Here is a 23,242-nt window from a genome sequence, read left to right on the forward strand (position 1 = left end):
TTTTTTAAAAAATTTGTTCTAATATTTTTTGTGTTATTGCATAAGTTGGTATCACACCAGTCATACCTAGCCCTCCTGAAGCTAATGTTGCACCAGTTTCCAACGGATTATCAGAAGCATAATATGCATAACGCACTTTTACATTTTCAGAAATGTTTCCTCTAATTTTTGATGCTGACTGAATCGCTTTTTGATAATGTGCTCCCTCCATTTCCAAACCAATTACATTCCAAGTAGAATCATGAAAAAACTTTAGAACGTCTTTATTCTGTAACGAAGTTCCTAAAACAGAAACCATTGTACCATCAAAAACACCAACTCCAAAATCTTGTAAATCCTCTTTTTTCAATTCGTTTTTAAATGGATAATTATCTGCTGTTCCTTCAAAAATATGTGCAGTAGGAATCATAATATCTCCTTTCCCTCCTTCTAAAATACCTGCTTTACCCATTATAGAAACTGATGCAACATCTAAATGAATTTTCTTTCCGTTATTTTCGTAAGGCTTTAATAATTCATCCATTGTTTCATAAGCTTGTTCACCAAAAGCATAATCCATAACAATTATTACTGGGTCTTTTCCTTTTGAATGTTCTTTCTTAAACGGAGTATTATCCCATTTTATTTTACTTGAATCAATAATTTGTACATTTATATTTGTACCCGACTCATCTCTAATGTAAATCAACCCATTTTTAGAAGCATAATTCTTTACTTTTTTCTGTAAAGGTTTACTATCATTATCGCTTAATAATTCATATAAAGCAAAATCTAAGTGTGTTTTAGCTTCGGTTGGCAAGGCATTTTGTGCATAAATTGAATTTAATACACTATGCATATTTGCGCTAATAATATGAATTGGTCTTTCTAAAAGTTGATGATCTAAAAGTGTTTTTTTAATGTTATTTGCCCAAATTTCACCATAAATATGATGTCCGATTTCATCAACTAAAACAGAACTAAAAGTTACTAATCTTTTTTTATTGTTTGATGATTCATTTATTGCAAGTTTTCCTAACCAATAAATTAACTGAAAAAATCTATCTGGATTTTCATCCGTAGAGAAAGTAGCATGAATATCTACAACCTCTTCATACGTTCTCCCTAAAATATTACTAAGATGAACAATCGTAATTTCACGCTCATCGTTAGATAATTTTTTATTATTTAAAACGATAGATTCTAAATTCTTCCATTCTCTAGTGAAAGACTTTCCGTAGTTTAAAATTACTTTATCTTTAATTTTATGAGATTCAATAAAAAGAAACGTTAGATGTGTTAGAATATCATAAATCTCAGATCTACCTCTGGTAATTTCGATATTCATTTGATCTTTATCTATTCGATAACAGTTTCTTCTTCTTTTTGGTGGAATAATAGGCTTAAAATGTGAATCAGAATATCCTTCATCCGTAGTAAGATTAATAAACTGACACTCTTCAATTCCTTCTGGTAAACGTTCAATTACATAAACCAAGCCATTTAACTCAACTCGTTCTTCTGCGATTGAACCATAAATTTCTGGACGTAAAAGCAATAAAGATTTCCTAAGTGTTTCACCAGAAATTCCCATAGGTTTATAAAACCCACGCGTAAACAAATGGCGCATAGTAATATACAAACGCTCAATTGCATTGGTAGATTCTTGTGCCCTAGTTCTTTCTTTTTGCTTAGTGTTTGCCATATACAATTAATCTGCAAAGATAGTAATTTATATAACTACTTTTTCTCTAAAATTTGGCGGTATTTTTTCGAATTTGATAATAATTCTGATGCTTGTTTTATCGTTTTATCATTTTTTAAATGATATTGATACACACCTTTCTTATAAAAAAATCTTTTTAAAACTTCATCTTCAATTCTCTCAACAATAACATCTTTATTTTCAGTCACACTAACAACCTTTTCTTCTTTAATTTTTGAAATGATTTGCTGATACTCTCTTGTTATTTTTTGATTTTTATCCGTGGCTAAAAAAGCTTTCTTAAACAATCGTTCTTGTTTAATTGTAAATGCTGTATCAGTCTTTTTTAAATATTCTTGAAAATCTTGAAAATCAGAATTTGACATTTTAAAATTCTCAATATTAATACTTGAGTTTTTTGCTACATAATTTGTCGCAAAATTAAAAATCGCCCTCGATCTTAATAAACCTTTTGTATTGTCATTTTGTTGTGTTCGATTTATTTTAACGTCAGGCATAACACCACCACCATCAAAAACTTTTCTGCCATTTGTTGTAGTAAAACTATTTACAATACCATCTGAAAACTTAGGGACTTTATTTGTTTTACTATCTCTATTAGCATAATCTAATTCTTGAATACATCTTCCACTAGGCGTATAGTATTTAGAAATTGTGATTTTTGCCTGCGTTCCATAAGTTAATGGAAAATAACGTTGTACCAATCCTTTTCCAAAAGATCGCTCTCCTAAAACAACCGCTCTATCGTAATCTTGCAACGATCCTGAAACAATTTCTGAAGCAGATGCAGAACGTCCATTTATTAAAACTACAATCGGAATTTCTAAATCTAACGGTTCTTTATTTCCTTTATAGGTCTTCGTCATTTTTTTAATCTTCCCTTTAGTAGTAACAATTAAACTGCCTTTAGGTAAAAAGAAATTTGAGATGTTAATTGATTCAAATAAAGATCCTCCAGGGTTAGACCGTAAATCAAACACTAACTTTTTCATGCCTTTATCCTTAAGGGATTTAAAAGCTTTTTTAACTTCTTTAGAAGCTTTTGCGTTAAAACGAGTGAGTACAATATATCCTGTATCCTCATTTATCATATCAAAAAATGGAACTGGATTTACAGTTATCTTATCTAACGCTAAATTAAAATCTACAGTTTTTCCAAGTCGATTTACTTTTAAATTAAGTGGTTTTTTTGGGTTCCCTTTTAATTGCATCGATAATTGATCTCTTTCCAACCCTTTTAATGATTGACCATTTACTTCTGTAATTAAATCACCAACTTTTAACCCAGCTTTATCTGCAGGATACTCTTTGTAAATTTCTGAAATTGTAATTCCTTGTTTGCTGTAAAAAACCGAAACACCAATTCCACCATATTCACCTTCACGTCTAATTCTAGCGTCTTCTACATCTTGTGCATTATAGTAATTTGTATATGGATCTAGATTTTGTAATGTGTTTTTTATCGCTTTATTTGTAAATTCTGCTGGACTTATTTCGTTATAATAATATTTATTTAACTCTTTAAAAAGGGTATTATAAATTTCTATATGTTTTGCTACTTCAAAAAACTTATCCTGAAAAGAATACGAAGCAATTGCAATTACAAAAACCAAGGTTACTTTTAAATATTTATTTTTCATCATCTGTTCTTTTTTAGTTCCAACACAAACTTGTTTAACAATTTTTCCATCTTTGTATATAGTTCTGTGTATGGAAATTCTTCTTTCCCAATATACGAAATCATAAAAATATAGGGAATATCGGCGTTAGTATAGACAATTTCTTTTTGTAAACGATACACTTCTCGCATCAACCTTTTTAATCGATTTCTATCTACAGCATTTTTAAAGTTCCTTTTTGGAACAGAAAAACCTGCTTGAACTGGAAAATCTGAAGTATGTTTTACCTGTAAAAAAACCATTCTAAAAGGAAAAGTTTTTATAGAATTCCCTTCTATATATAACTTTTCTATTAGTTTTCTACTTTTTAATCGTTCCTGTTTTCCTAAGGTAAACTTCATCTTTACAAACTTAAATGAAATCCATAACTTTTTAATTGTTTCTTATGATGAACTTCAAAAATTATGTACATTTAAAATAATAATATCTTTTTTACTTAAAAAAGTATAAAATTAAACAACAATACATATTTTTGTTAAATATTATACATTTTAAAAATATCAATTTTAATAGATAAACTATATGAAACCGGACTTATTTCAAGCACCAGATTATTATAATTTAGATGATTTACTAACTGAAGAACACAAATTAGTTCGTGAAGCGGCAAGAGATTGGGTAAAACGAGATGTTTCTCCAATTATTGAAGAATATGCTCAAAAAGCAGAATTTCCAACACAAATAATTAATGGTTTAGCAGAGATTGGAGCATTCGGGCCTTATATTCCTGAAGAATATGGTGGCGCAGGTTTAGATCAAATTTCTTACGGATTAATTATGCAAGAAATTGAACGTGGAGATTCTGGAGTTCGTTCTACAGCATCAGTTCAATCATCTTTAGTAATGTATCCGATTTTTAAATATGGAAATGAAGAACAACGTAAAAAATACTTACCAAAATTAGCTTCTGGAGAGTGGATGGGATGTTTTGGATTAACAGAACCTAACCATGGATCTAATCCAAGTGGAATGGAAACTAAATTTAAAGATATGGGAGATCATTATCTTTTAAATGGAGCAAAAATGTGGATTTCTAATGCGCCTTTTGCACAAGTTGCAGTTGTTTGGGCGAAAAACGAAGAAGGTAGAATTCATGGATTAATTGTTGAGCGTGGAATGGAAGGTTTTTCTACACCCGAAACGCATAATAAATGGTCACTTCGCGCTTCTTCAACTGGTGAATTAATTTTTGATAACGTAAAAGTTCCAAAAGAAAATTTATTACCAAATAAATCTGGACTTGGAGCCCCATTAGGATGTTTAGATTCTGCACGATTTGGAATTGCTTGGGGAGCTATTGGCGCAGCTATGGATTGTTATGACACAGCTTTAAGATATTGTAAAGAACGTGAGCAATTTGGCAAACCAATTGGTCAATTTCAATTACAACAAAAAAAGTTAGCTGAAATGATTACTGAAATCACCAAAGCACAATTATTAGCTTGGCGTTTAGGGAACCTAAGAAATGAAGGCAAAGCTACATCTGCACAAATTTCTATGGCAAAACGTAATAATGTAGAAATGGCAATTAAAATTGCTAGAGAAGCAAGACAAATGTTAGGTGGAATGGGTATTTCTGGAGAATATTCAATAATGAGACATTCTATGAATTTAGAATCCGTAATTACCTATGAAGGAACACATGATATTCATCTGTTAATCACAGGTTTAGATGTTACAGGTTTAAATGCTTTTAAGTAATTTAAAACAGGTATAAATACCTAATTATTTGATTTCTAGTATATTTTCAGGAATTAATAGCTAACTTGCTGGCTAACTAATTTAAATATACTACATAATGAAGAAAAAATTATCAATTTTAGCAGCATCAGTTTTTATGATGACATTGTTTTCTCAATGTGAACTTTTTAAACATAGAATTAATCATAAAGGAAAAATTATTGAAGTTTCTAAAAATGCACTTGAAGCTCACCTAGCTCATGGAGATGTTGTTATAGCAAACATTTACAAAAAAGACGATGGAACTTTATGTGAAGGATTAGATTGCTTGAATGGTACACCACCACAATAAAAATTTAATTAATTACTTTTATTATAAAAAACCGAGTTTTAAAACTCGGTTTTTTTATGCATCTTTATAGGCAGATCTTAAAAAGATAAAATGTCTTCAAACAGTAGAATTTCTAAAGCGTTTAAAGAAGCAAAGAAACTGCCTTTAAACAAAGATTCTAAATATATTTTATTTAGTGATTGTCATAGAGGTGATAATAGTTTTGCAGATGATTTTGCAAGAAACAGAAATGTTTACAAATATGCCTTTAATCATTATTTCGATGAAGGTTTTACCTATATAGAGTTGGGTGATGGTGATGAATTGTGGGAAAATTCTGACTTCAAAAACATTTTTAGAGCAAATAAATATATCTATTTGTTGCTTAAAAAATTTCATGATGATAACCGATTACATTTTATTTGGGGGAATCATGATATGGATTATAAAGATCCTAAATACATTAAAAAAAACTTACATTATTATTATGATGAAGTTTCAGAAACTGATAAAGAACTACTAATTAATGCCTCTTTTTCTGAAGCAATCTTACTAGAAAATCAAGAAACAAAAAAATCAATCTTTTTATTACATGGGCATCAAGCAGATTGGTTTAATTATACATTTTGGAAATTAAGCAGGTTTCTTGTAAGGGTTTTATGGAAACCACTACAAATACTTGGCATATCCGACCCAACAAGTCCAGCACAAAACTTTAAAGGGTTGATAAAAGTTGAAAAAAGAATTGAAGATTGGATTAAAGCAAATAATAATCAAATGGTTGTAATTGGTCATACACACAGACCAAGGTTTCCAGACGCAACGGAAATTCCTTTTTTTAATGACGGAAGTTGTGTTCATCCAAGAGCAATTACAGGTTTAGAAATAGAAAACAATCAAATTGCATTGATAAAATGGCATATGACAACTAAAGAAAACGGAACTTTACAAATTATTAGAACTGTCTTAGAAGGACCAGAAGATTTAAATCATTTTATAAATTAATGTTGAATTGTTGTACTAATACAAATAATGCACTGTATTTTAATACAGTAAATGATATTCCAGATTCAATTTGGGAGGCATTAAATTGTACAAACAACCTTTATTTTAGCCCAAAATATTTATCATCTATAGAAAAACACAATCCACAAATTAGTTTTTCTTACATCGTTTTGGTTGATGAAACTCAAAACCCAATTGCATTTGCTTCTATACAAATTATCGATTTTTATCTAGACGGAATTAGAAATGATTTAGAATTACTAGTTAGAAAAGTAAAAAATATTGGTAGAAAATTAGGTGTCATTCCTCACAAAAAACCTTTTAAAATTTTAAACTGTGGAAATACTTTTGTGAGCGGTGAACATGGAATCTTCATCAAAGAAGATCAGGATAAAAAAATCATCATAAAAGAATTAGCAAAAGCTATTCAGCATTTTGTAAACGCTAACAAAACACTTTCTAAAGAAATTAGCGCATATATGCTAAAAGACTTTATTAAAGAATCTCTATTTATTACTGATGAATTACATGATTATAGCTATTATTCTTTTCATGTAGATCCGAATATGGTGTTGTATTTAGACGAAAAATGGAACAATTTTGACGATTATTTAGCCGCCATGAAAACCAAGTTTAGAGTAAAAGCTAGAAAAGCCTTTAAACAAAGTGCTGATATCGTTATTAATGATGTTACGAAAGAAAATATTGACGATTTTCTCCCAAAAATGACAGAATTATACAAAACGGTTTCTTCTAAAGCTGAATTTAATTTAGGCGATTTTAATCTGGAAACGTATAAAACGTTAAAAGATAAATTAGGCGATAAATACATCATTAAAACTTATAGTATTGACGATAAAATAGTCGGATTTTTATCAGGTTTAATTAATCAAACATCTTTGGATGCTCATTTTGTTGGTATAGATTATTCACTAAATAAAGAATATGCTATTTATCAAAGAATGCTGTACGATTATATAGAAATGGCAATTAAGCATAAGATAGCATGCATTAATTTTGGAAGAACTGCCAGTGAAATAAAAAGTTCAGTGGGTGCCATTCCTCAAGATTTAACAATTTATTTAAGACACAAACAATCGTTAACCAATCGAATTTTAAAGCTATTTTTACAAAAAATAGAACCTACAGCTTTTCATCAAAAATTTCCATTTAAAAATACATTTAATGAAAAATAGTACTGATTTAATTACCCTTTTAACACTAAAAGAACTTGATAAAAATAATTTTAGTGGAGACAGTTTTACAATCGGTAGCCCTCATGTTTTTGGTGGTCAAGTTGCTGCACAAGCAATAAATGCGGCATATAGAACAGTTTCAACAACAAGAATTTTACATTCTTTTCACTCCTATTTTTTAGAAGCTGGAGATTTAACAATTCCAATTCGTTTTAAAGTTGATGAAATGAGAACAGGCGGAAGTTTTTCTACTAGAAGAGTTACTGCCATTCAAAAAGATAAAGTCATTTTTATTTTAGCAGCTTCTTTTCATAAAAAAGAGGAAGGGTTTGAGCATCAAAAAGAATTTCCTAAAGACATTAAACAACCCGAAGAATTATTAAGTTGGGAAGATATGGTAGATCAATTTGGAGATTTTTTACCAAAGCCACTTAAATATTTCCTTAGTATTGATCGTCCTGTAGATTTTAAGCCTGTAAGAGTTCCTAATCCAATGGATCCAGAAAATTTACCTGCTAACGAACAGGTTTGGTTTAAGTTAAAAGGAGATAATCATACGGATATTGAAACGAGAATGAAACAACAAATTCTAACCTATCTTTCAGATTATAATGTTTTAAACGCAGCATTTAACCCTAATGCGAGTGAATATAGCTTTAGAAATACACAAACTGCAAGTTTAGATCATTCGATGTGGTTTTTTAGAGATTTTGATTTTGATGATTGGATGCTTTTTTCGGCAGAATCTCCTAATACATTTGGAGCTAGAGGTTTTGTTACAGGAAATATATTTACAAGAAAAGGTACATTGGTTGCTTCTTTTACACAAGAAGGATTAATGAGACCACAAAAAAATTAATCTATGAATCCATATATATACGTATTAAATACTAACGGTATCTTATTCTTACTGAGTATTATTTTCTACATTTTTCCTCCTAAAAAAATAAACAATTTATACGGCTATAGAACACATCGATCTATGTTAAATGAAGATATTTGGAATTTTGCAAATACATTATTTAATAAAACGTTTATGGTTTATGCAGGTGTTTCTTTTCTTGCTGGAATCCTTTTTGCTTATTTGGCTACCAAAGAAATTACATGGCAACCCATGGTTTTAGTGTTGCTAACAATATTAGTGTGTATCATAAAAACCGAAAAAGGAATTTCTAATACATTTAATGAAGAAGGGAAGAGGAAATAGATTAAAAACTAGCCGTTAAAGCAACTGAAAAATTACGTCCTGGAGCAGAAAGACCAGAAGCAAATTCTCTGTAATGCTCATCAAGTATATTGGTAATCATTCCTTGGATAGTCCAATTATTATTTACTGTATATTTTCCATTTACCCCTAAGGTAACCCAACTTGGTGAACCATAATATTTATCAACATCACTGGTTGCATTTGCATTAATAACTGGTGTTAAATCATGATTATCAATCCCTTCCGTAAAATTAAAATCTGTTATTTTTTTCCTACTATTAAATCGGAGATTTGCACCTGCTTCAAATTTACTAGCAGTAAAATTCAGTTCAAAATTTCCAAATAATGGTGGAATAGAAGACATTGGTTCATTGGTATCATTTGTTTTCCCTTTTGTATAGGTAATAAACCCAGAAGTATTCCATTGTTCAGAAATTCTACCTAAATAACTAGCGGTAAATCCTGTTATATACGCTGTTTTTTTATTCTGATTAGCAACTGCGCTTCCAAGTTCTCCATCAAAATTAACTTGATACCCTAGTTGGTCTCTAATAATATAATTATCGAGTAATGTATAATATACATTTCCACCAATTCTAAATCTTTTATTATTAAAATATTTCTGAATCCCAATTTCTGCATTGTAAGCAAACTCAGGTTTTAAAGTAATATTTGGCACTGTTACATTACCTGCTTTTTCTCTAACCCTACCAACATCGTCTATGTTTGGTGAACGGAAACCTGATGATAAAACACTATTTAATTGCCAACTTTTATTAGGTTTAAGAACATAACCTAAAGTAGCAGTAACTGCAGAATTATTTAAGCTAATATCTGTTTCTGGCAATGTTATAAAAGTTTGATCTATCCAAGTTGCGTTTAATTGTGTATTGGTAAATCTTACCCCAGAATTTAACGTAGATTTATCACTAATATCCTGCCTATAATCAACATAAACTGCAGAACTTATATAGTTACTTCCTCCATCTGGATATCGAGATTGTACTTTAAATGTATTTGAAAAACCAGTGATTTCATTTCCAGAAATTGATAACGTTTCACCTTTAGAAATAGAATTTACGTCATTATATGCGAACTCAAAACCATATCCCATGTTTCGTTTCTTATTAGTAGTTAGTGGAACTGAGAAATCTCCGTTTAAACTAAAAACATTAACTTTTTCAGTTCTATTAGACCTGTCTAAACTAGAAAATTTACGTTGAATTCTACTTTCTTTAATATTCTGATATGCAAAAGTAATCGTTCCTTTTTCGATCCATTTTTTTTCTGGATGAATCTCTAATTGAGGTGCAATTAAGAATCTACTCTGTGGGCCATAATGCCATTCTGCAAACTTTAATGTTCCATTAGAAATTTCTGTTAACCTATCAAATCTTGGAATATCTGAAGATTCAGAATATTGCATGTTTATTTTTAAATCGGTCTTTTTTGATAAAGGAATAAATAGTTTTTGTAAAATATCTGTTTGTGTATAGCCCGTATTTATTTGTAAATTAACATCAGAATTTATCGTTGGACTTGCTTGGTAATTATCAGATCTGTTTTCTGAATACGATCCTACTTTTCCCCAATTTTCAAATCCGTGAGAACGATTTTTACCCATTTTTAAGTCTCCAAAATTACTGTAGGAAATACTCGTAAAAGATCCCCAGTTTTTAAATCTTAATTCAGCAGAAAAGTTCGAAGTTACTTCTTGATTAACCGTTGAAAATCTAGAGAAAAACCCGCTTTTTACCTCTTTTTTTTCTGACAACTTTGGTGTTTTTGTATAATAATGAATTACACCTCCTAATGCATCTGAACCATAGATAACCGATGAAGGTCCAAAAACAACTTCAGTTCGATCTAATTGATTTGGACTTACAGTTATTGAGTTTTGTAAATGTCCTTTTCTATAAATTGCGTTATTCATTCTAACTCCATCAACTACCAGTAAAACACGGTTAGATTCCATTCCTCTCAATACAGGACTTCCACCACCAAATTGCGACTTCTGAACTTTTATTCCAGGAATTGCTGCTAACAAATCTGCTGAAGTTTGTGGTGATATTTTTTGAATATCTTTTGATGATAACACTGCAACTTGCTCTGCAATTCGATTCGCCTTTGCTTTGTTTTTAAAAACTGATAATACTACTTCGTCTAATTGTTCAGATTCTCTAGTTAAATAAACTATAACATTACTTGGTATTTCTTCTTTTTTTATCTCAAAAATAGTATAAGAAAGGTGTGAGAAGTATAAAATATCATCGTTTTTAAATACAGAAATATCTGCAAAACCTCTATTATCTGAAATTGTAGTTGCATTTTGTTGTTCATTAAAAATAGTCACATTTTTAATGATTTTTCCTGTTTCTTTGTCTAAAACTTTGATTTTTTGTGCAAAAACAACAAGATTACTTAGTAAAACAAGTATAAAAATTACTTTCTTCATTAACTAAAAACTACTTTTAAAATATCTAATGATTTTGGGCTCTTAAATCCGTCCAAATGTAATTCAAAATATCTAATTATCATTTGTAAAATTTGTTGTCTTTCATGTTTAGAAAAAGACACTTTTTCTATTGCATCAAAATTTATGCCCAACAACTTTTTTAACAGTGTTAAATTATTTCCTGTAATTATTAATTTTTCATGAGTTGCATCTGTAAATCTTCCTTCCATCAAATTAAATCCAAGTTTTTCTTTATCTATTAAATCTGGATAAAATCCTAAAAACTTAGTTAAATTCAATAAAAAAAGTAAATGAAAGTTTGAAATTTTCTCATGTGTATCTAACCAAATAAATGCAGTTTCTAAAAAAGAGTATAATGGCAAGTTTTCTTCTTCTTCTTGTATTGTTTTTGATAAAACTTCTGATAAAAACAACACAACAGACTGTTTTACAATATCTGTATAAATTGTTTTATACGGATGTACAATATGAACCTCTTTTAATGTGTTTAAATTTGAAGTTGGTTTATGAGTTGCTATTATTTGAAGTTGTGTTAATTGTTGAAAATACGCTGCTTTTATATTTCCTTTTTTTGCCTTTAAAACACCTCTAATTAAATATGATTTTAACCCTTCTTTTTCTGTGTAACATTTAACAATTAAACTAGAATCACTATATTTTAATGAACTTAAAACGATAGCTTTTGTAGAAACAATTGCCATTAGTTTACAATTGCAATTTTAGTTGTTCTAGTTTCTGAAGCATCTTCATTAGTTAATAAAACAATATATACACCAGAAGCTACTTTGCGTCCGGCAAGATTGGTTTTATTCCAAACTACTTTTCCTCCTTGTAATTCTTGTCCTTCAACAACATTTGTTTCATGAACAAGATTACCAGAAACATCAATAATTTTCACATTGGTGCCTTTAGGTAAATGAGTTCCGTTTCTACCATCAATTGTAACTGTTTGATGATTTTTTAATGCAGGATTTGGATACGCATACACATCGGTTAATTCTTCTGCATATGGCGCAACATTACTATTATACGCAACAATACCTTTATCGGTAGCGAAGTATACTTTACCTGTTGAATTATCTACCCTAATTTTTAAAATTTTATTGGATGGTAATGGCGAATTATCGGTACTAAAATTTGCTAGCGTAGTTTGTCCGTTTGAATTTGTATATAAAACACCTGCGTTGTCCGTACCAAACCATTTATTATCTGCTCCATCTACCTGAATACTATTAATAGATTGATCTCCTAGTAATTTTTTTGCAATTCCATCATCTAAAATAATTACAGGTTCGGCATTAATATTATCAGTATCAAAAACACCAGAAGCATTACTAAAGACAACTAGACCAGAAGGTGTACCAATCCAAATTCTATTATTTCTATCTACTGCTAAAGATTTTACATTTAAATCTGGTAGACTTCCTTGATTAGAAGTTGTTGTTAATCCTTTTTTTCTTTCACCATTAGGATTAAAAACCATAACTCCATTTCTCCGAGTGCCCATCCATAAAGTATTGTTAGAATCAATAATTAAATCACTAAGGCCAGGAGCAAAAATTAAATCCAAAGAGCTTAAATCATATCCTTTCCATTCTCCAGAAGGAGATAATCTTTGCAATTTATTACTAACCTCTTGGTTCGTAATCCATAAATTACCTTGCTTATCAAAAACAGAATTATTTATTCTAATATTAATTGATGGAAGACTTACTGATATACTCTCTATTGTACTATTTAAATGATTATAAAAAATTTTCGTTTTAAAATCTTCAATAACCCATAAACCACCGGTAGAAACTGAGTTTACATTTCCTGTAACACCAAAAGAACTTATATATACTTTATTTTCATTTTCTGGATCAATTGTCAGATTTGTTAGATCTGTAACAGGAAAATTAGGGTCATAAGGAATATTAATCCATTTCTCTCCATCAAAATTACTATATCCTTGTTTTTTAAAAATTGACCCATAAATATTATTAAAACCACCATATACCACCCATAATTTATTATTCTCTCCTGCTGTTATTGAAAATACATCATTAGATAATGGACCATCTGGATGAATCTCTTTATAATTTGATGGACTTGCACTATCTGACTTTAAAATTCCAAACTCCTTTGTTCCCAAATAAATTTCATTATTATCAAAAAAAGCATTGTTTAGCGTAAAATCAAATTCTGAAGTAGCATCTAGTTCTAGTAATTGATTTAAAGACGTATCAAATATGAATCCTATTTTACTTAAAGCAACTGTAATACTCGATTCAGAGCTTTTAATTCCAATAATTGTTTCAGAAAAATCTCTAATTTGAGAAAGACTTGCATTATCAATCTTATATAAAATTGAATTTACAGTAGTAAAAACTTGATTATTAAAACTTGTAATGTTTTTAAAACTTTGTCCTGAAAAAAATTGATTCCAATTATTAAAATCAATCAAAGAATTACTGGTGACATCTGCAACAAAAACACCTACTTCTGTAGCTGCATAAATTTGATTATTAACAATTGTCGTTTCATTAATGACTATTTCCGTAGAATTATTTCCTATAAAAAAAGTATCGCCAAATTCTAACTTTTCAACATCATATTCGATAATTGCAAAAGGTGTCGAGAGGTATAATTTATTATTAAATTCTGAAATATGATTGATACTTTTTTCACCAGCTTGGTTAAAATTTACAATATCTGCAGAAATGGTAATTGTATTGTCTTCATCTACAACTTCAATTAATCCGTTTTCATAACCAATTACTAATCTTTTAAAAGTTGAATTGTAATGTATTGCTGATGTAACATTGCCAGAAAGTCCTTTTACAGAAGATAGTTTTTCAATCTTTTCTGTTGATATAGTATATGAAAAAACAGCATTATCTGTTAGAGCATAAATAACATCGTTAGTTTTTACAAAATCTTTTACATTGTTGTATGAAAAAAAATCTTCCCAAGAATCACTATAATCAGTTTGTGAAAACAGTATTGATGAAGTGATAAAAAATAAAAAGAAAACAATTTTTTTCATTACAAAAATCTAAAGTTCAAATATATTTATTTATAACGATAAAACGTCTACATTAGTACAATTAAGAATCTCTTTAGATGGACATAGAAATAGAAAGAAAATTTTTAGTTAAAGACACTACTTATAAAAAAGAAAGTTATGATTGTAGGTATATAAAGCAAGGTTTTTTAAACTCAAATAAAAACAGGGTTGTTAGAATTAGAATCATTGATAAAAAAGCTTTTCTAACCATAAAAGGAAAGTCAAACAAGAAGGGTACAACACGTTTTGAATGGGAAAAAGAAATTTCTGTTTCTGATGCTGAAAATTTATTTTTGTTATGCGAAAAAGGGATTATTGAGAAGTATAGATATTATATAAAATCTAATAAACATGTTTTTGAAGTTGATGAATTTCTTGGTGACAATATAGGATTAGTAGTTGCTGAAATTGAACTCGAGAATGAAAATGATGATTTTAAAACGCCTAAATGGTTAGGAAAAGAAGTTACTGGGATATCTAAATATTACAATTCAAACTTAAGTAAAAAACCTTATAAATCTTGGGCATAAAAAAACCTCGAACAAAAGCTCGAGGAAATTTAATAAACCTACCCCCTAAATAAGATTTATAAATATCTAACACATTTCTGCAATTAGACTCCGCAAATATAATACTTTTATTAACTATTTCAAAAAATAATTACTCTTTTTATTTAATTATCATTTTAATGTTAATTAATACCTATAAATTAAAAAAAACAGTGTTAAAAATGATGTTTTATTAATCTTAACATCCATTAATTTCATTTTATATATAAAAATAGATTGAAATAAAGTGAGCGAGACTTCCTAATAAAACAAACACATGGAAAATGGCATGATTATAAGATAATTTCTTTATTGAATATAAAATTGCCCCTATTGTATAGAAGATACCTCCTAAAAACAACCAAAATACGCCATCTTCAAAAAAGTTAGCTAATAAAGGTTTTATGGCAAAAATAACTTGCCAACCCATTAATAAGTACATAGCGGTGGAAAGTTTATCATATCGTCCAGTAAAAAAAAGCTTTAGTATAATTCCTATAAATGCAAATATCCATGTAGCAATAAATAGTATCCAGCCTAACCTACCTTCTAAAATAATTAAAGTAAAAGGAGTATATGTCCCAGCAATTAAAACATAAATAGCTGCATGATCAAAAATATTAAGTTTTCTCCTTTTTTTATCTTCTTTAGAAGCATGATAAAAAGTTGATGCAGCATATAAAATTATAATGCTTAATCCGTAAACAATAAAACTAAAAGGCTTCCAAAAACCATCAAATTGAAAAGACTTATATACTAAAAAAGGGAAAGCAAGAATTCCTAACCCTAAGCCAAAAGCGTGTGTAAGTACATTAAAATACTCTTCTTTTTTACTATAACGGTGAATAGTGTTCTTTGTCATTATCTGGTCTATTTGTATCCTTCATGTATTTTTCATCTTTCACCAATTCATTATAAACAATGTCAAAAGCCTCTTCTCTAAGTGTTGGAATATCTTCTGATGTTAACCCTTTAGTTTCAATAAACTTCGTTTGTTTTATTCTAAAAGTTCCCAGTCCTCCTTTTTTAAAATCCCAAGAAAATAGCCGTTTACAATCGTAATAAATTTGTGGTACTATTGGTATTTGATGTTCTATTGATAAACTAAAAGCACCATTTTTAAAATCTCCTAAAACTACATTTTCTGTGGGTACTAACCCTTCTGGAAAAATAGCTATACTGGTTCCGTTTTTTAATCTTTTTTTAGCTCTTTCATATACATTTTTTCTGCTTTTTTCAGAACTTCTATCAACCATAATAACCACCTTTCTGTAAAAAAATCCAAAAATCGGAATCTTAACCAGCTCTTTTTTTCCAACAAAAACAATAGGGTTTTTACTTAAAACAATCATAACCCAAGGATCAATCAAAGAAGCATGATTTGCAATAAACATATAACTTTGATCTCTCTTAATTTCTTGTTCACAATCAATTTTTAATCGAAAACCCATTCCATAAATCAATAAAAAAGACCAAGCTCGCACCATTTTCCAAAAAGTAGGGTAATACTTTTCATCAGATGTTAAAATCAATAAAAACGGCAACATTAAAATTATTGTAGTAAACATTAAGATGTAGAACCAAGCTCTCCAAATGTATAATAAAGGTATTTTTAAGAATCTCACTAATGCGAATGTAGTAAATTAATATCTTACTGTGATTTTCTTTTCTAAAACAGTATTTTTGCTTCCTTAGAGACACAATTAAAAAAGAAAATGTCAAGAATTTTAACTGGAGTACAAAGTACTGGAACACCTCATTTAGGTAATTTATTAGGCGCAATTTTACCCGCTATAAAACTATCTAATAATCCTGATAATCAATCTTTTTTGTTTATTGCAGACATGCATTCTTTAACTCAAATTAAAGATGGAAAAGAACTACGAGAAAACACCTACAGTACAGCTGCAACTTGGTTAGCTTGTGGGCTTGACATTAACAAAACTGTGTTTTATAGACAAAGTGATATTCCAGAAGTCACTGAATTAAGTTGGTATCTAAGTTGTTTTTTTCCATATCAACGTTTAACCTTAGCACATAGTTTTAAAGATAAAGCTGATCGTTTACAAGATGTAAACGCTGGTTTGTTTTCGTATCCAATGTTAATGGCTGCAGATATTTTATTATACGATGCTGATATTGTTCCAGTAGGAAAAGATCAGTTACAACATCTAGAAATGTCTCGAGATGTTGCTAATAGAATGAATAATCTTGTAGGTTATGTGTTAATTCCGCCAGATGCAAAAGTTCAAGAACATACTAAATTAGTTCCTGGAATTGATGGTGAAAAGATGAGTAAATCAAGAGATAATATTATCAATATTTTCTTATCTGATAAAAAACTACGTAAACAAATAATGAGTATTCAAACCGATAGTACTCCATTAGAAGAGCCTAAAAACCCTGATACTGATAATGTTTTTGCGTTGTATAAATTATTAGCAAGCGATTCACAAATTGAAGAAATGCGTGCTAATTATTTAGGCGGAAATTACGGTTATGGTCATGCTAAACAGGCACTGTATGAATTAATTATAGAACAGTTTGCTGAAGTAAGAACAAAATACAATCATTTTATGGAAAATAGAAATGAGATAGATGAAGCATTAGCCATTGGTGCTGAAAAAGCCAAAAAAGTAGCGAATGAAGTTTTAGCAAGAGTAAGAAATAAAGTAGGTTATTGATTATCATTCATTATTATCTCTTTTATTTTTTTTGATATTAATTTTGTCGCTATTGGTGACCAATGTGTATCATCAAAAAAATACAAATCTTTTTTTTCTTCCATTATTTCATTAAGTATTTTTTTGGAATTTATAAAAATATATTCTTTTTTATATTTTGATAAATATTCAAAGAATATAGGTTCGGGATATTTCTCTTTACTTTTAAAATATTTGTAATAAATATCATACTTATCCGGGCTTGGTAAAACAATTAATTTAACCCCTTTTTGTTTTAATTTTTTTGACAATAAGTTTAATTCTTTATTAAGATTTTCAATTTTATCTTTATTGGTATCTATTGCATTTTTATAATCTTCCTCTGAAAACAATAATTCTTTATTACCTATAGTAAATAACTGTTTACTAGTCTTTACACGATAAACTTTAGAGAAAAAAGCATTATCATCAAAATGATATAAAAAGTTTAATGGGAATTTCACAATACTCGGAGAAAAAAATTTGGGCAGGTCTAATGTTTTTTTTATAATTTCTATGTCTCCGTTTTTATTGCCTCCAATAAGGTCATCAAAAAACAATGTTTTATTAATTTGGATATCATTACTTCTACTCAAAATATATCTTTCAGCTGATTGTATTAAAACATATTTAATTTGTAGTTTTTCAAAAAAATCTCCTTTTATAAAACTATATAAAGTTTTTAATGAATTACAAGACTTATTGTAATGTAAGACACTAATATTTTTTTCTGACAAGTAATTTTGATATCCGTATCCTTTTTGTTGGGAAAAAGAATCACCTATGGTAAACAAATCGAATTTCCTTTTACCATTTATATTTGAAAACTCTGTATATAAAATTTCTTTAGAAAAATCATTCTGGAATTTTTCTCTATAATTTTTAGTTTTATCTATTAAGTACCCTATTCTTAAAAGATCTCCTTTTTCTTCTGAACCAAAAAATAAAAACCCTAAATACGATAAAACAAAAGGGAGAATGAAACATGCTATTTTTAATTTGAATTTTTTCATAACTCTTAAAACTGAAAATAAATAAATTGCATATTATCTTGACTAAAAATGAATATTAAAATAATTAAGGAGAAATAGAATGAATACCTTATAAAAGAATTCCATTTTAATCCAATTTTTTCAATTCCATATTTATTTCTTCTACCAAACCATTCAAACATCATAAATAAACAAATCAAAATCAAAGTCTTTAGTGCCTCAATACCTCCAAAATTATCAGGCATTTCAAAAAAAGAAATAGAAAATATCTCATTAATGTAATTTACAGCATCCTTAATACTTTTTGATCTAAAAAAAATCCAGGCAAATACCGTTAAAATAAAAGTTGATAACATTTGAAATACTTCTTTAACAGATGGAAACATATTATCTTGAGCGACTATATTTAAATGATTTCTATTTTTTTTTGTAATTAAAAAGGGTAAAAAATAGCAAGCATTTAAAAAACCCCAGGTAATGAATGTCCAATTTGCACCATGCCAAAATCCACTAATAATAAAAATTGTAAATATGTTTCTAACTTTTTTTAAAGTACTACCTCTATTTCCTCCTAAAGGAATATATAAATAGTCTCTAAACCATGTACTTAAAGATATATGCCATCTTCTCCAAAATTCTGCAACATCTCTAGAAAAATAAGGAAAAGAAAAATTTTGCTGAAGATTAAACCCAAATAAGCGTGAGGTACCAATAGCTATATCAGAATAACCTGAAAAATCTGCATAAATTTGAAACGCAAAAAAGATTGCTCCTATAAATAATGTGCTTCCATTTAAATTTAAATAATTGTCAAAAACTAAATTAACAACTATAGCAGAATTATCTGCAATAACTACTTTCTTAAATAAACCCCAAAGTATTTGTCTTAAACCATCTACTGCATTCTTATATATAAATTTTCTCTTTTTATAAAATTGAGGTAATAAATTTTGTGCACGTTCAATTGGTCCTGCCACTAATTGAGGAAAAAAACAGACAAATGAAAAGAATGAAAGAATATTTCTTGTAGGTCTAATCTTACGTCTATAAACATCAATAGAATAGCTTAATGTTTGAAATGTATAAAAACTAATTCCTACTGGTAATATAATATTCAATCTACTTATTTCGATTGATTTTCCCATTAAAGTAAATACTTCTGTAAAGCTTTCTGCAAAAAAATTAAAATATTTAAAAAAACCTAACAAGCTTAGATTAACAAAAATACTAGTCAATAATAACAATTTTCTTGTTTTAATATTATGAATTTTATTAAGATAAAAACCTACAAGAAAATCTACTGAAGAACTAAAAATTATTAAAGACAAAAATCTCCAATCCCAACATCCATAAAAGAAATAACTGGCAACAAGAAGAAATCTATTTTGATGTTTTATGCTTTTACTAGCTAAGTGCCAGTAAATCAAAAAAGTTATCGGTAAAAAAATTACAAATTCTATTGAATTAAATAGCATTCATTTGATTTCAAAAAATTAAACAATATTGAAAAATTAGCATTAAAAAAAATCGTCTATAAAATTTAGACGATTTTTTAATTTAGTTAAAGATTTATTTTAAGCAAATTGACATAAAATTCCACCCATAATAGCAATAGTTACAATCCAGTAACCTGCATTGATAGCAACATATTTAAAACTTTTTCTTTCAAAAAGTGCGTTAGTACCCATAACTGGTAATACCACAAATAGTCCAATCATAGCACCATGTAGTGCTCCATGACCAAAAGTTCTAAATCGATCACCATATTGAGCCATGAAATCTTGAAAGTATGTTAATTCTGCTCCAGTAAGTGCTGTCTCTCCAGCTTTCATCAACGTAGAAGAAACTCCAAATTGGTGAATTACTAATGTTTGCAACATAAATGCAAGTAAGAAACTAAGCACATAACTTAACCCGAAGATTAATGCCATATTAGCACCTTGCATGGATTCGTCTGTAAAACCTACTTCTTTCATCCAAGCATTTTTGAATAATATTGGGCCATACCATAAAAAGCCCATTACTAAAGGTACAAGTGCAACTACTGCGCACATTAAAAGATTAAATTCCATAATATTATAAAGTTTTTGGTTCTTTCAAATATACTAAAAAAGCATCAAATTGAAATTTGATGCTTTTTTTATTTAAATTAACTTTATATTTTTATTACTTGATAATCATAGATTTAGCAATCGCTTCAAGTTCAAAAATAAACTCTCTCTTTTTTACAGATGGAGCGTACGTAAATCCTTCGAAAACTAAAACACGATTATTTTTTTTATCAAGTATTGTATAATTTAAAAAAGGACCTGCCATAAAATCATTTTTAACTTCCCACTTCCCTCGAGTTTCATAAGCTTTATTTTTAGCAAATTCTATATCATAAGTAAAAGGTGTGTAAGCTGCTTCTGTAATCATGTGCATCCCTTCTTTTGAACCAGGAATGTATTTTTTTCCAATCGAGTCCCTAACTGCAGTTATATTTTCTGAAATAGTTTCTATGTTTTCTAACGGATATGAATACACTAAAATGTTATTACTTCCAGCTCCACGTGCAATTCCACCCAATAAATGCTGACGTAACCATAAAAATTCTCCAGTATCATCAACCGTTTTAAAACTTTCTGGAATTGTTAAAGAAAGATTTAATTTCTGAAGGGTTTTGTATTTAGAATCATCAACTTTTTTCTCTGAAAAATAGTTTTGTAAAAAACGAATATCAGAACTCCTGAAGGTTTCCAGAATTTCTTCTTCATATTTTTTTACTTGCGCTAATAATTCATCTTTATTTTCTGCAGTTACATAAACAACTGTTTGCGGTTTAGCATACACATTTGTTTTTACGGTAAAAGAATTTTTATCACTCTCTTCTATCACCAAAATATTACGGCCACTTCTCATCATAGAGTTAAACCCTTTTGGTTGAACTTGAGAAACAGAAATTTGAGTTTCTGGTTGTGGTAAACCAACCATAGGCTCTCCTAGATAATTTCGTAATTCTTTACCAACATCACCCAACCAATTACTGCTTTTAGTAACAATTAAAACTTTATTGACTTTACCAACCGATCTTGGTAAAATTAACTCTCCATTTCCTTGACAAGAAATTAAGAAAACTGATAATAAAACAAGTGTAAGTAAATTTTTCATGCTGTTAGCTTTTAAAGATTTTTAGTATAGTTCCAGGTTTTAAATCTTTTACTCTCCAAATATTATTCCATTTTTTAATTTGATCTACTGTAATTTTAGGAAATTTCTTAGAAATACTCCATAATGAATCTCCTTTTTTTACTGTATATAAAACATGTTCTCCTTTTTTAGTACTTATTTTCTTTGATGAAGAGACAGTCCTATTATTATTATTTCGCATCTTTTTAGGATAAACACTTAAACGTTGTCCAATTTTTAAACGATTACTTCGTAAACCATTCCAACGTTTTAAATCGCTAACACGAACTCCAAATCTATTAGCAATTTTACCTAAATAATCCCCGCTTCGCACTCTATATCGAATACGTTTATCCATTTCGAAATACTTAGGTAAAGGTTTTTCACCTTTTGCTTCATCTTGATCTGCCAAAGCGTAAATTTCTTTTTCTTTATCTAAGAAGTCAATAATCCTTTTTCTAGGCAATCTTACTGCATAGTTTTTATCTTTAACAAAAGGTATAATATCTAATTTATAAGAAGGATTTAAGGTTGATAACAAGTCTATTTCAATATCAGTTTTTTCTGAAATCTGATCAAAATTAATCGTCCTTTTTACACGAACGGTATCGGTTTCAAAATTAAAATATTCAGGAATTTCTGGGTAAATCTGATGCTCATCAGCATATTCAAAAATATACATGGTAGCATAAAAAGCTGGAACATAACCCGCTGTTTCTTTTGGTAAAAAAGAGCGAATATTCCAATAATTTTTGAATCCTCCAGATCGTTTTATAGCTTTCGATACATTTCCTGGTCCGGAATTATAGGCCGCTAACGCTAAATCCCAATCGCCAAAAATTTTATATAACTGACTTAAATATTTACAAGCTGCAATTGTAGCCTTTACTGGATCTTGACGTTCATCTACGTAAGAACTCACTTTTAAATCAAACTGAATTCCTGTTCCGTACATAAATTGCCATAAACCCGTTGCACCAACTCTAGATCTTGCTCTAGGTTTTAATGCCGATTCTACAATGGCTAAATACTTCATTTCTAATGGAACATCATATTGATCTAAATACTGTTCAAACATTGGGAAATAATATTTTGCTTTTGCCATTAAAGCAGGATAATATCTTTTTCGATATAGCAAATAACTATTAATTACCTTTTCTAATGCTGGATTGTATGATAAATTAAAAGGTGTTCTAGTATTTAAATCTGACAACCTTATTTTTAATGTTTCTGGAGTTAAAATGGAGGTTCTATTCCCAACAATATCTTTGTCATCAATTAGATACTCAAGTGTATCAATTAATGCTGAATTAAATTTTTCTTCCACCAATAAGCTATCAATTAACTTTAAATCCTTGTCAGAAAATAATTCTTCAATAGGTGTTACTTTAATTGAATCTTTGGCAATAAAAACTGTATCGATTATTGATTCTACAATAGAATCTTTAGGCTCTTGTGCAAAAAAAGAAAGTGTAAAAAATAAAAGAGGGAGAATTTTTTTCAT

At 28.8% G+C, this 23,242-nt stretch carries 21 protein-coding genes; 8 read left to right on the forward strand and 13 right to left on the reverse strand.

The window, feature by feature from the left end; all coding sequences use genetic code 11:
* Positions 1 to 4: 4 nt before the first annotated feature.
* Genes OD91_RS07280 through rnpA form a run of 3 tightly spaced genes read right to left on the reverse strand, consistent with a single transcriptional unit; the run spans position 5 to position 3,725 of the window.
* Complete coding sequence (locus OD91_RS07280) at positions 5 to 1,684, reverse strand: hypothetical protein (RefSeq protein WP_144895728.1); 1,680 nt, start codon at positions 1,682 to 1,684, stop codon at positions 5 to 7.
* 35 nt (positions 1,685 to 1,719) lie between these two features.
* Positions 1,720 to 3,348, reverse strand: coding sequence for a S41 family peptidase (locus OD91_RS07285; RefSeq protein ID WP_255513203.1), 1,629 nt, complete (start codon positions 3,346 to 3,348; stop codon positions 1,720 to 1,722).
* Positions 3,345 to 3,725, reverse strand: coding sequence for a ribonuclease P protein component (gene rnpA, locus OD91_RS07290; RefSeq protein WP_144895729.1), 381 nt, complete (start codon positions 3,723 to 3,725; stop codon positions 3,345 to 3,347). The genes OD91_RS07285 and rnpA overlap by 4 nt, the downstream gene beginning before the upstream one ends.
* 181 nt (positions 3,726 to 3,906) lie before the next feature.
* Here rnpA and OD91_RS07295 point away from each other — a divergent pair, with 181 nt between their 5' ends.
* The 6 genes from OD91_RS07295 (at position 3,907) to OD91_RS07320 (ending at position 8,803) form a co-directional block, all read left to right on the forward strand.
* A complete protein-coding gene (locus OD91_RS07295; protein ID WP_144895730.1) occupies positions 3,907 to 5,085 on the forward strand; it encodes an acyl-CoA dehydrogenase family protein in 1,179 nt (392 codons plus the stop codon).
* A gap of 97 nt (positions 5,086 to 5,182) precedes the next feature.
* Entirely contained in the window at positions 5,183 to 5,416 is a 234-nt protein-coding gene (locus OD91_RS07300) for a hypothetical protein (RefSeq protein WP_144895731.1), read from the forward strand.
* Between the two features lie 90 nt (positions 5,417 to 5,506).
* Entirely contained in the window at positions 5,507 to 6,400 is an 894-nt protein-coding gene (locus OD91_RS07305) for a metallophosphoesterase (RefSeq protein ID WP_144895732.1), read from the forward strand.
* Positions 6,400 to 7,596 carry a GNAT family N-acetyltransferase gene (locus OD91_RS07310; protein WP_144895733.1) on the forward strand — a complete coding sequence of 399 codons (1,197 nt, stop codon included), beginning with the start codon at positions 6,400 to 6,402 and terminating at the stop codon, positions 7,594 to 7,596. The genes OD91_RS07305 and OD91_RS07310 overlap by 1 nt, the downstream gene beginning before the upstream one ends.
* Complete coding sequence (locus tag OD91_RS07315; RefSeq protein WP_144895734.1) at positions 7,586 to 8,455, forward strand: acyl-CoA thioesterase II; 870 nt, start codon at positions 7,586 to 7,588, stop codon at positions 8,453 to 8,455. Before OD91_RS07310 ends, OD91_RS07315 begins: the two co-directional genes overlap by 11 nt.
* A gap of 3 nt (positions 8,456 to 8,458) precedes the next feature.
* Positions 8,459 to 8,803 (forward strand): SdpI family protein, encoded by a 345-nt coding sequence (locus tag OD91_RS07320; RefSeq protein WP_144895735.1) that lies wholly within the window; start codon positions 8,459 to 8,461, stop codon positions 8,801 to 8,803.
* Between the two features lies 1 nt (position 8,804).
* Here the strand turns inward: OD91_RS07320 and OD91_RS07325 are convergent, their stop codons facing one another.
* The 3 genes from OD91_RS07325 to OD91_RS07335 are packed head-to-tail and all read right to left on the reverse strand — an operon-like array spanning position 8,805 to position 14,307.
* Complete coding sequence (locus tag OD91_RS07325) at positions 8,805 to 11,258, reverse strand: TonB-dependent receptor domain-containing protein (protein WP_144895736.1); 2,454 nt, start codon at positions 11,256 to 11,258, stop codon at positions 8,805 to 8,807.
* The gene (gene recO, locus OD91_RS07330; protein ID WP_144895737.1) at positions 11,258 to 11,980 is read right to left on the reverse strand and encodes a DNA repair protein RecO; all 723 of its coding nucleotides are present in this window, start codon (positions 11,978 to 11,980) and stop codon (positions 11,258 to 11,260) included. Before recO ends, OD91_RS07325 begins: the two co-directional genes overlap by 1 nt.
* The gene (locus OD91_RS07335) at positions 11,980 to 14,307 is read right to left on the reverse strand and encodes a two-component regulator propeller domain-containing protein (protein WP_144895738.1); all 2,328 of its coding nucleotides are present in this window, start codon (positions 14,305 to 14,307) and stop codon (positions 11,980 to 11,982) included. The genes recO and OD91_RS07335 overlap by 1 nt, the downstream gene beginning before the upstream one ends.
* Before the next feature lie 77 nt (positions 14,308 to 14,384).
* Here OD91_RS07335 and OD91_RS07340 point away from each other — a divergent pair, with 77 nt between their 5' ends.
* Positions 14,385 to 14,858 (forward strand): CYTH domain-containing protein, encoded by a 474-nt coding sequence (locus OD91_RS07340; RefSeq protein WP_144895739.1) that lies wholly within the window; start codon positions 14,385 to 14,387, stop codon positions 14,856 to 14,858.
* 238 nt (positions 14,859 to 15,096) lie between these two features.
* Here the strand turns inward: OD91_RS07340 and OD91_RS07345 are convergent, their stop codons facing one another.
* Together OD91_RS07345 and OD91_RS07350 are read right to left on the reverse strand one after the other, a co-directional pair.
* Positions 15,097 to 15,738, reverse strand: a complete 642-nt coding sequence (locus tag OD91_RS07345) for a hemolysin III family protein (protein ID WP_144895740.1) — start codon at positions 15,736 to 15,738, stop codon at positions 15,097 to 15,099.
* Positions 15,710 to 16,501, reverse strand: coding sequence for a 1-acyl-sn-glycerol-3-phosphate acyltransferase (locus OD91_RS07350; protein ID WP_144895741.1), 792 nt, complete (start codon positions 16,499 to 16,501; stop codon positions 15,710 to 15,712). The genes OD91_RS07345 and OD91_RS07350 overlap by 29 nt, the downstream gene beginning before the upstream one ends.
* Positions 16,502 to 16,591: 90 nt before the next feature.
* Between OD91_RS07350 and trpS the strand changes: the two genes are divergently transcribed.
* Positions 16,592 to 17,560: a tryptophan--tRNA ligase gene (trpS, locus tag OD91_RS07355; RefSeq protein ID WP_144895742.1), complete on the forward strand. Its 969-nt coding sequence runs from the start codon at positions 16,592 to 16,594 to the stop codon at positions 17,558 to 17,560.
* On the opposite strand, the gene OD91_RS07360 is transcribed toward trpS, so the two are convergent.
* The 5 genes from OD91_RS07360 to OD91_RS07380 form a co-directional block, all read right to left on the reverse strand.
* A complete protein-coding gene (locus OD91_RS07360) occupies positions 17,554 to 18,591 on the reverse strand; it encodes a hypothetical protein (RefSeq protein ID WP_144895743.1) in 1,038 nt (345 codons plus the stop codon). The genes trpS and OD91_RS07360 overlap by 7 nt on opposite strands.
* A 5-nt stretch (positions 18,592 to 18,596) precedes the next feature.
* Positions 18,597 to 19,715: an MBOAT family protein gene (locus tag OD91_RS07365; protein WP_370511743.1), complete on the reverse strand. Its 1,119-nt coding sequence runs from the start codon at positions 19,713 to 19,715 to the stop codon at positions 18,597 to 18,599.
* A gap of 429 nt (positions 19,716 to 20,144) precedes the next feature.
* Entirely contained in the window at positions 20,145 to 20,642 is a 498-nt protein-coding gene (locus tag OD91_RS07370; RefSeq protein ID WP_144895745.1) for a DUF1761 domain-containing protein, read from the reverse strand.
* Between the two features lie 94 nt (positions 20,643 to 20,736).
* Entirely contained in the window at positions 20,737 to 21,720 is a 984-nt protein-coding gene (locus OD91_RS07375; RefSeq protein ID WP_144895746.1) for a DUF4837 family protein, read from the reverse strand.
* A gap of 4 nt (positions 21,721 to 21,724) precedes the next feature.
* Positions 21,725 to 23,242, reverse strand: coding sequence for a lytic transglycosylase domain-containing protein (locus OD91_RS07380; RefSeq protein WP_144895747.1), 1,518 nt, complete (start codon positions 23,240 to 23,242; stop codon positions 21,725 to 21,727).

The sequence above is a fragment of the Lutibacter sp. Hel_I_33_5 genome, assembly GCF_007827455.1.
Taxonomy (GTDB): domain Bacteria; phylum Bacteroidota; class Bacteroidia; order Flavobacteriales; family Flavobacteriaceae; genus Polaribacter.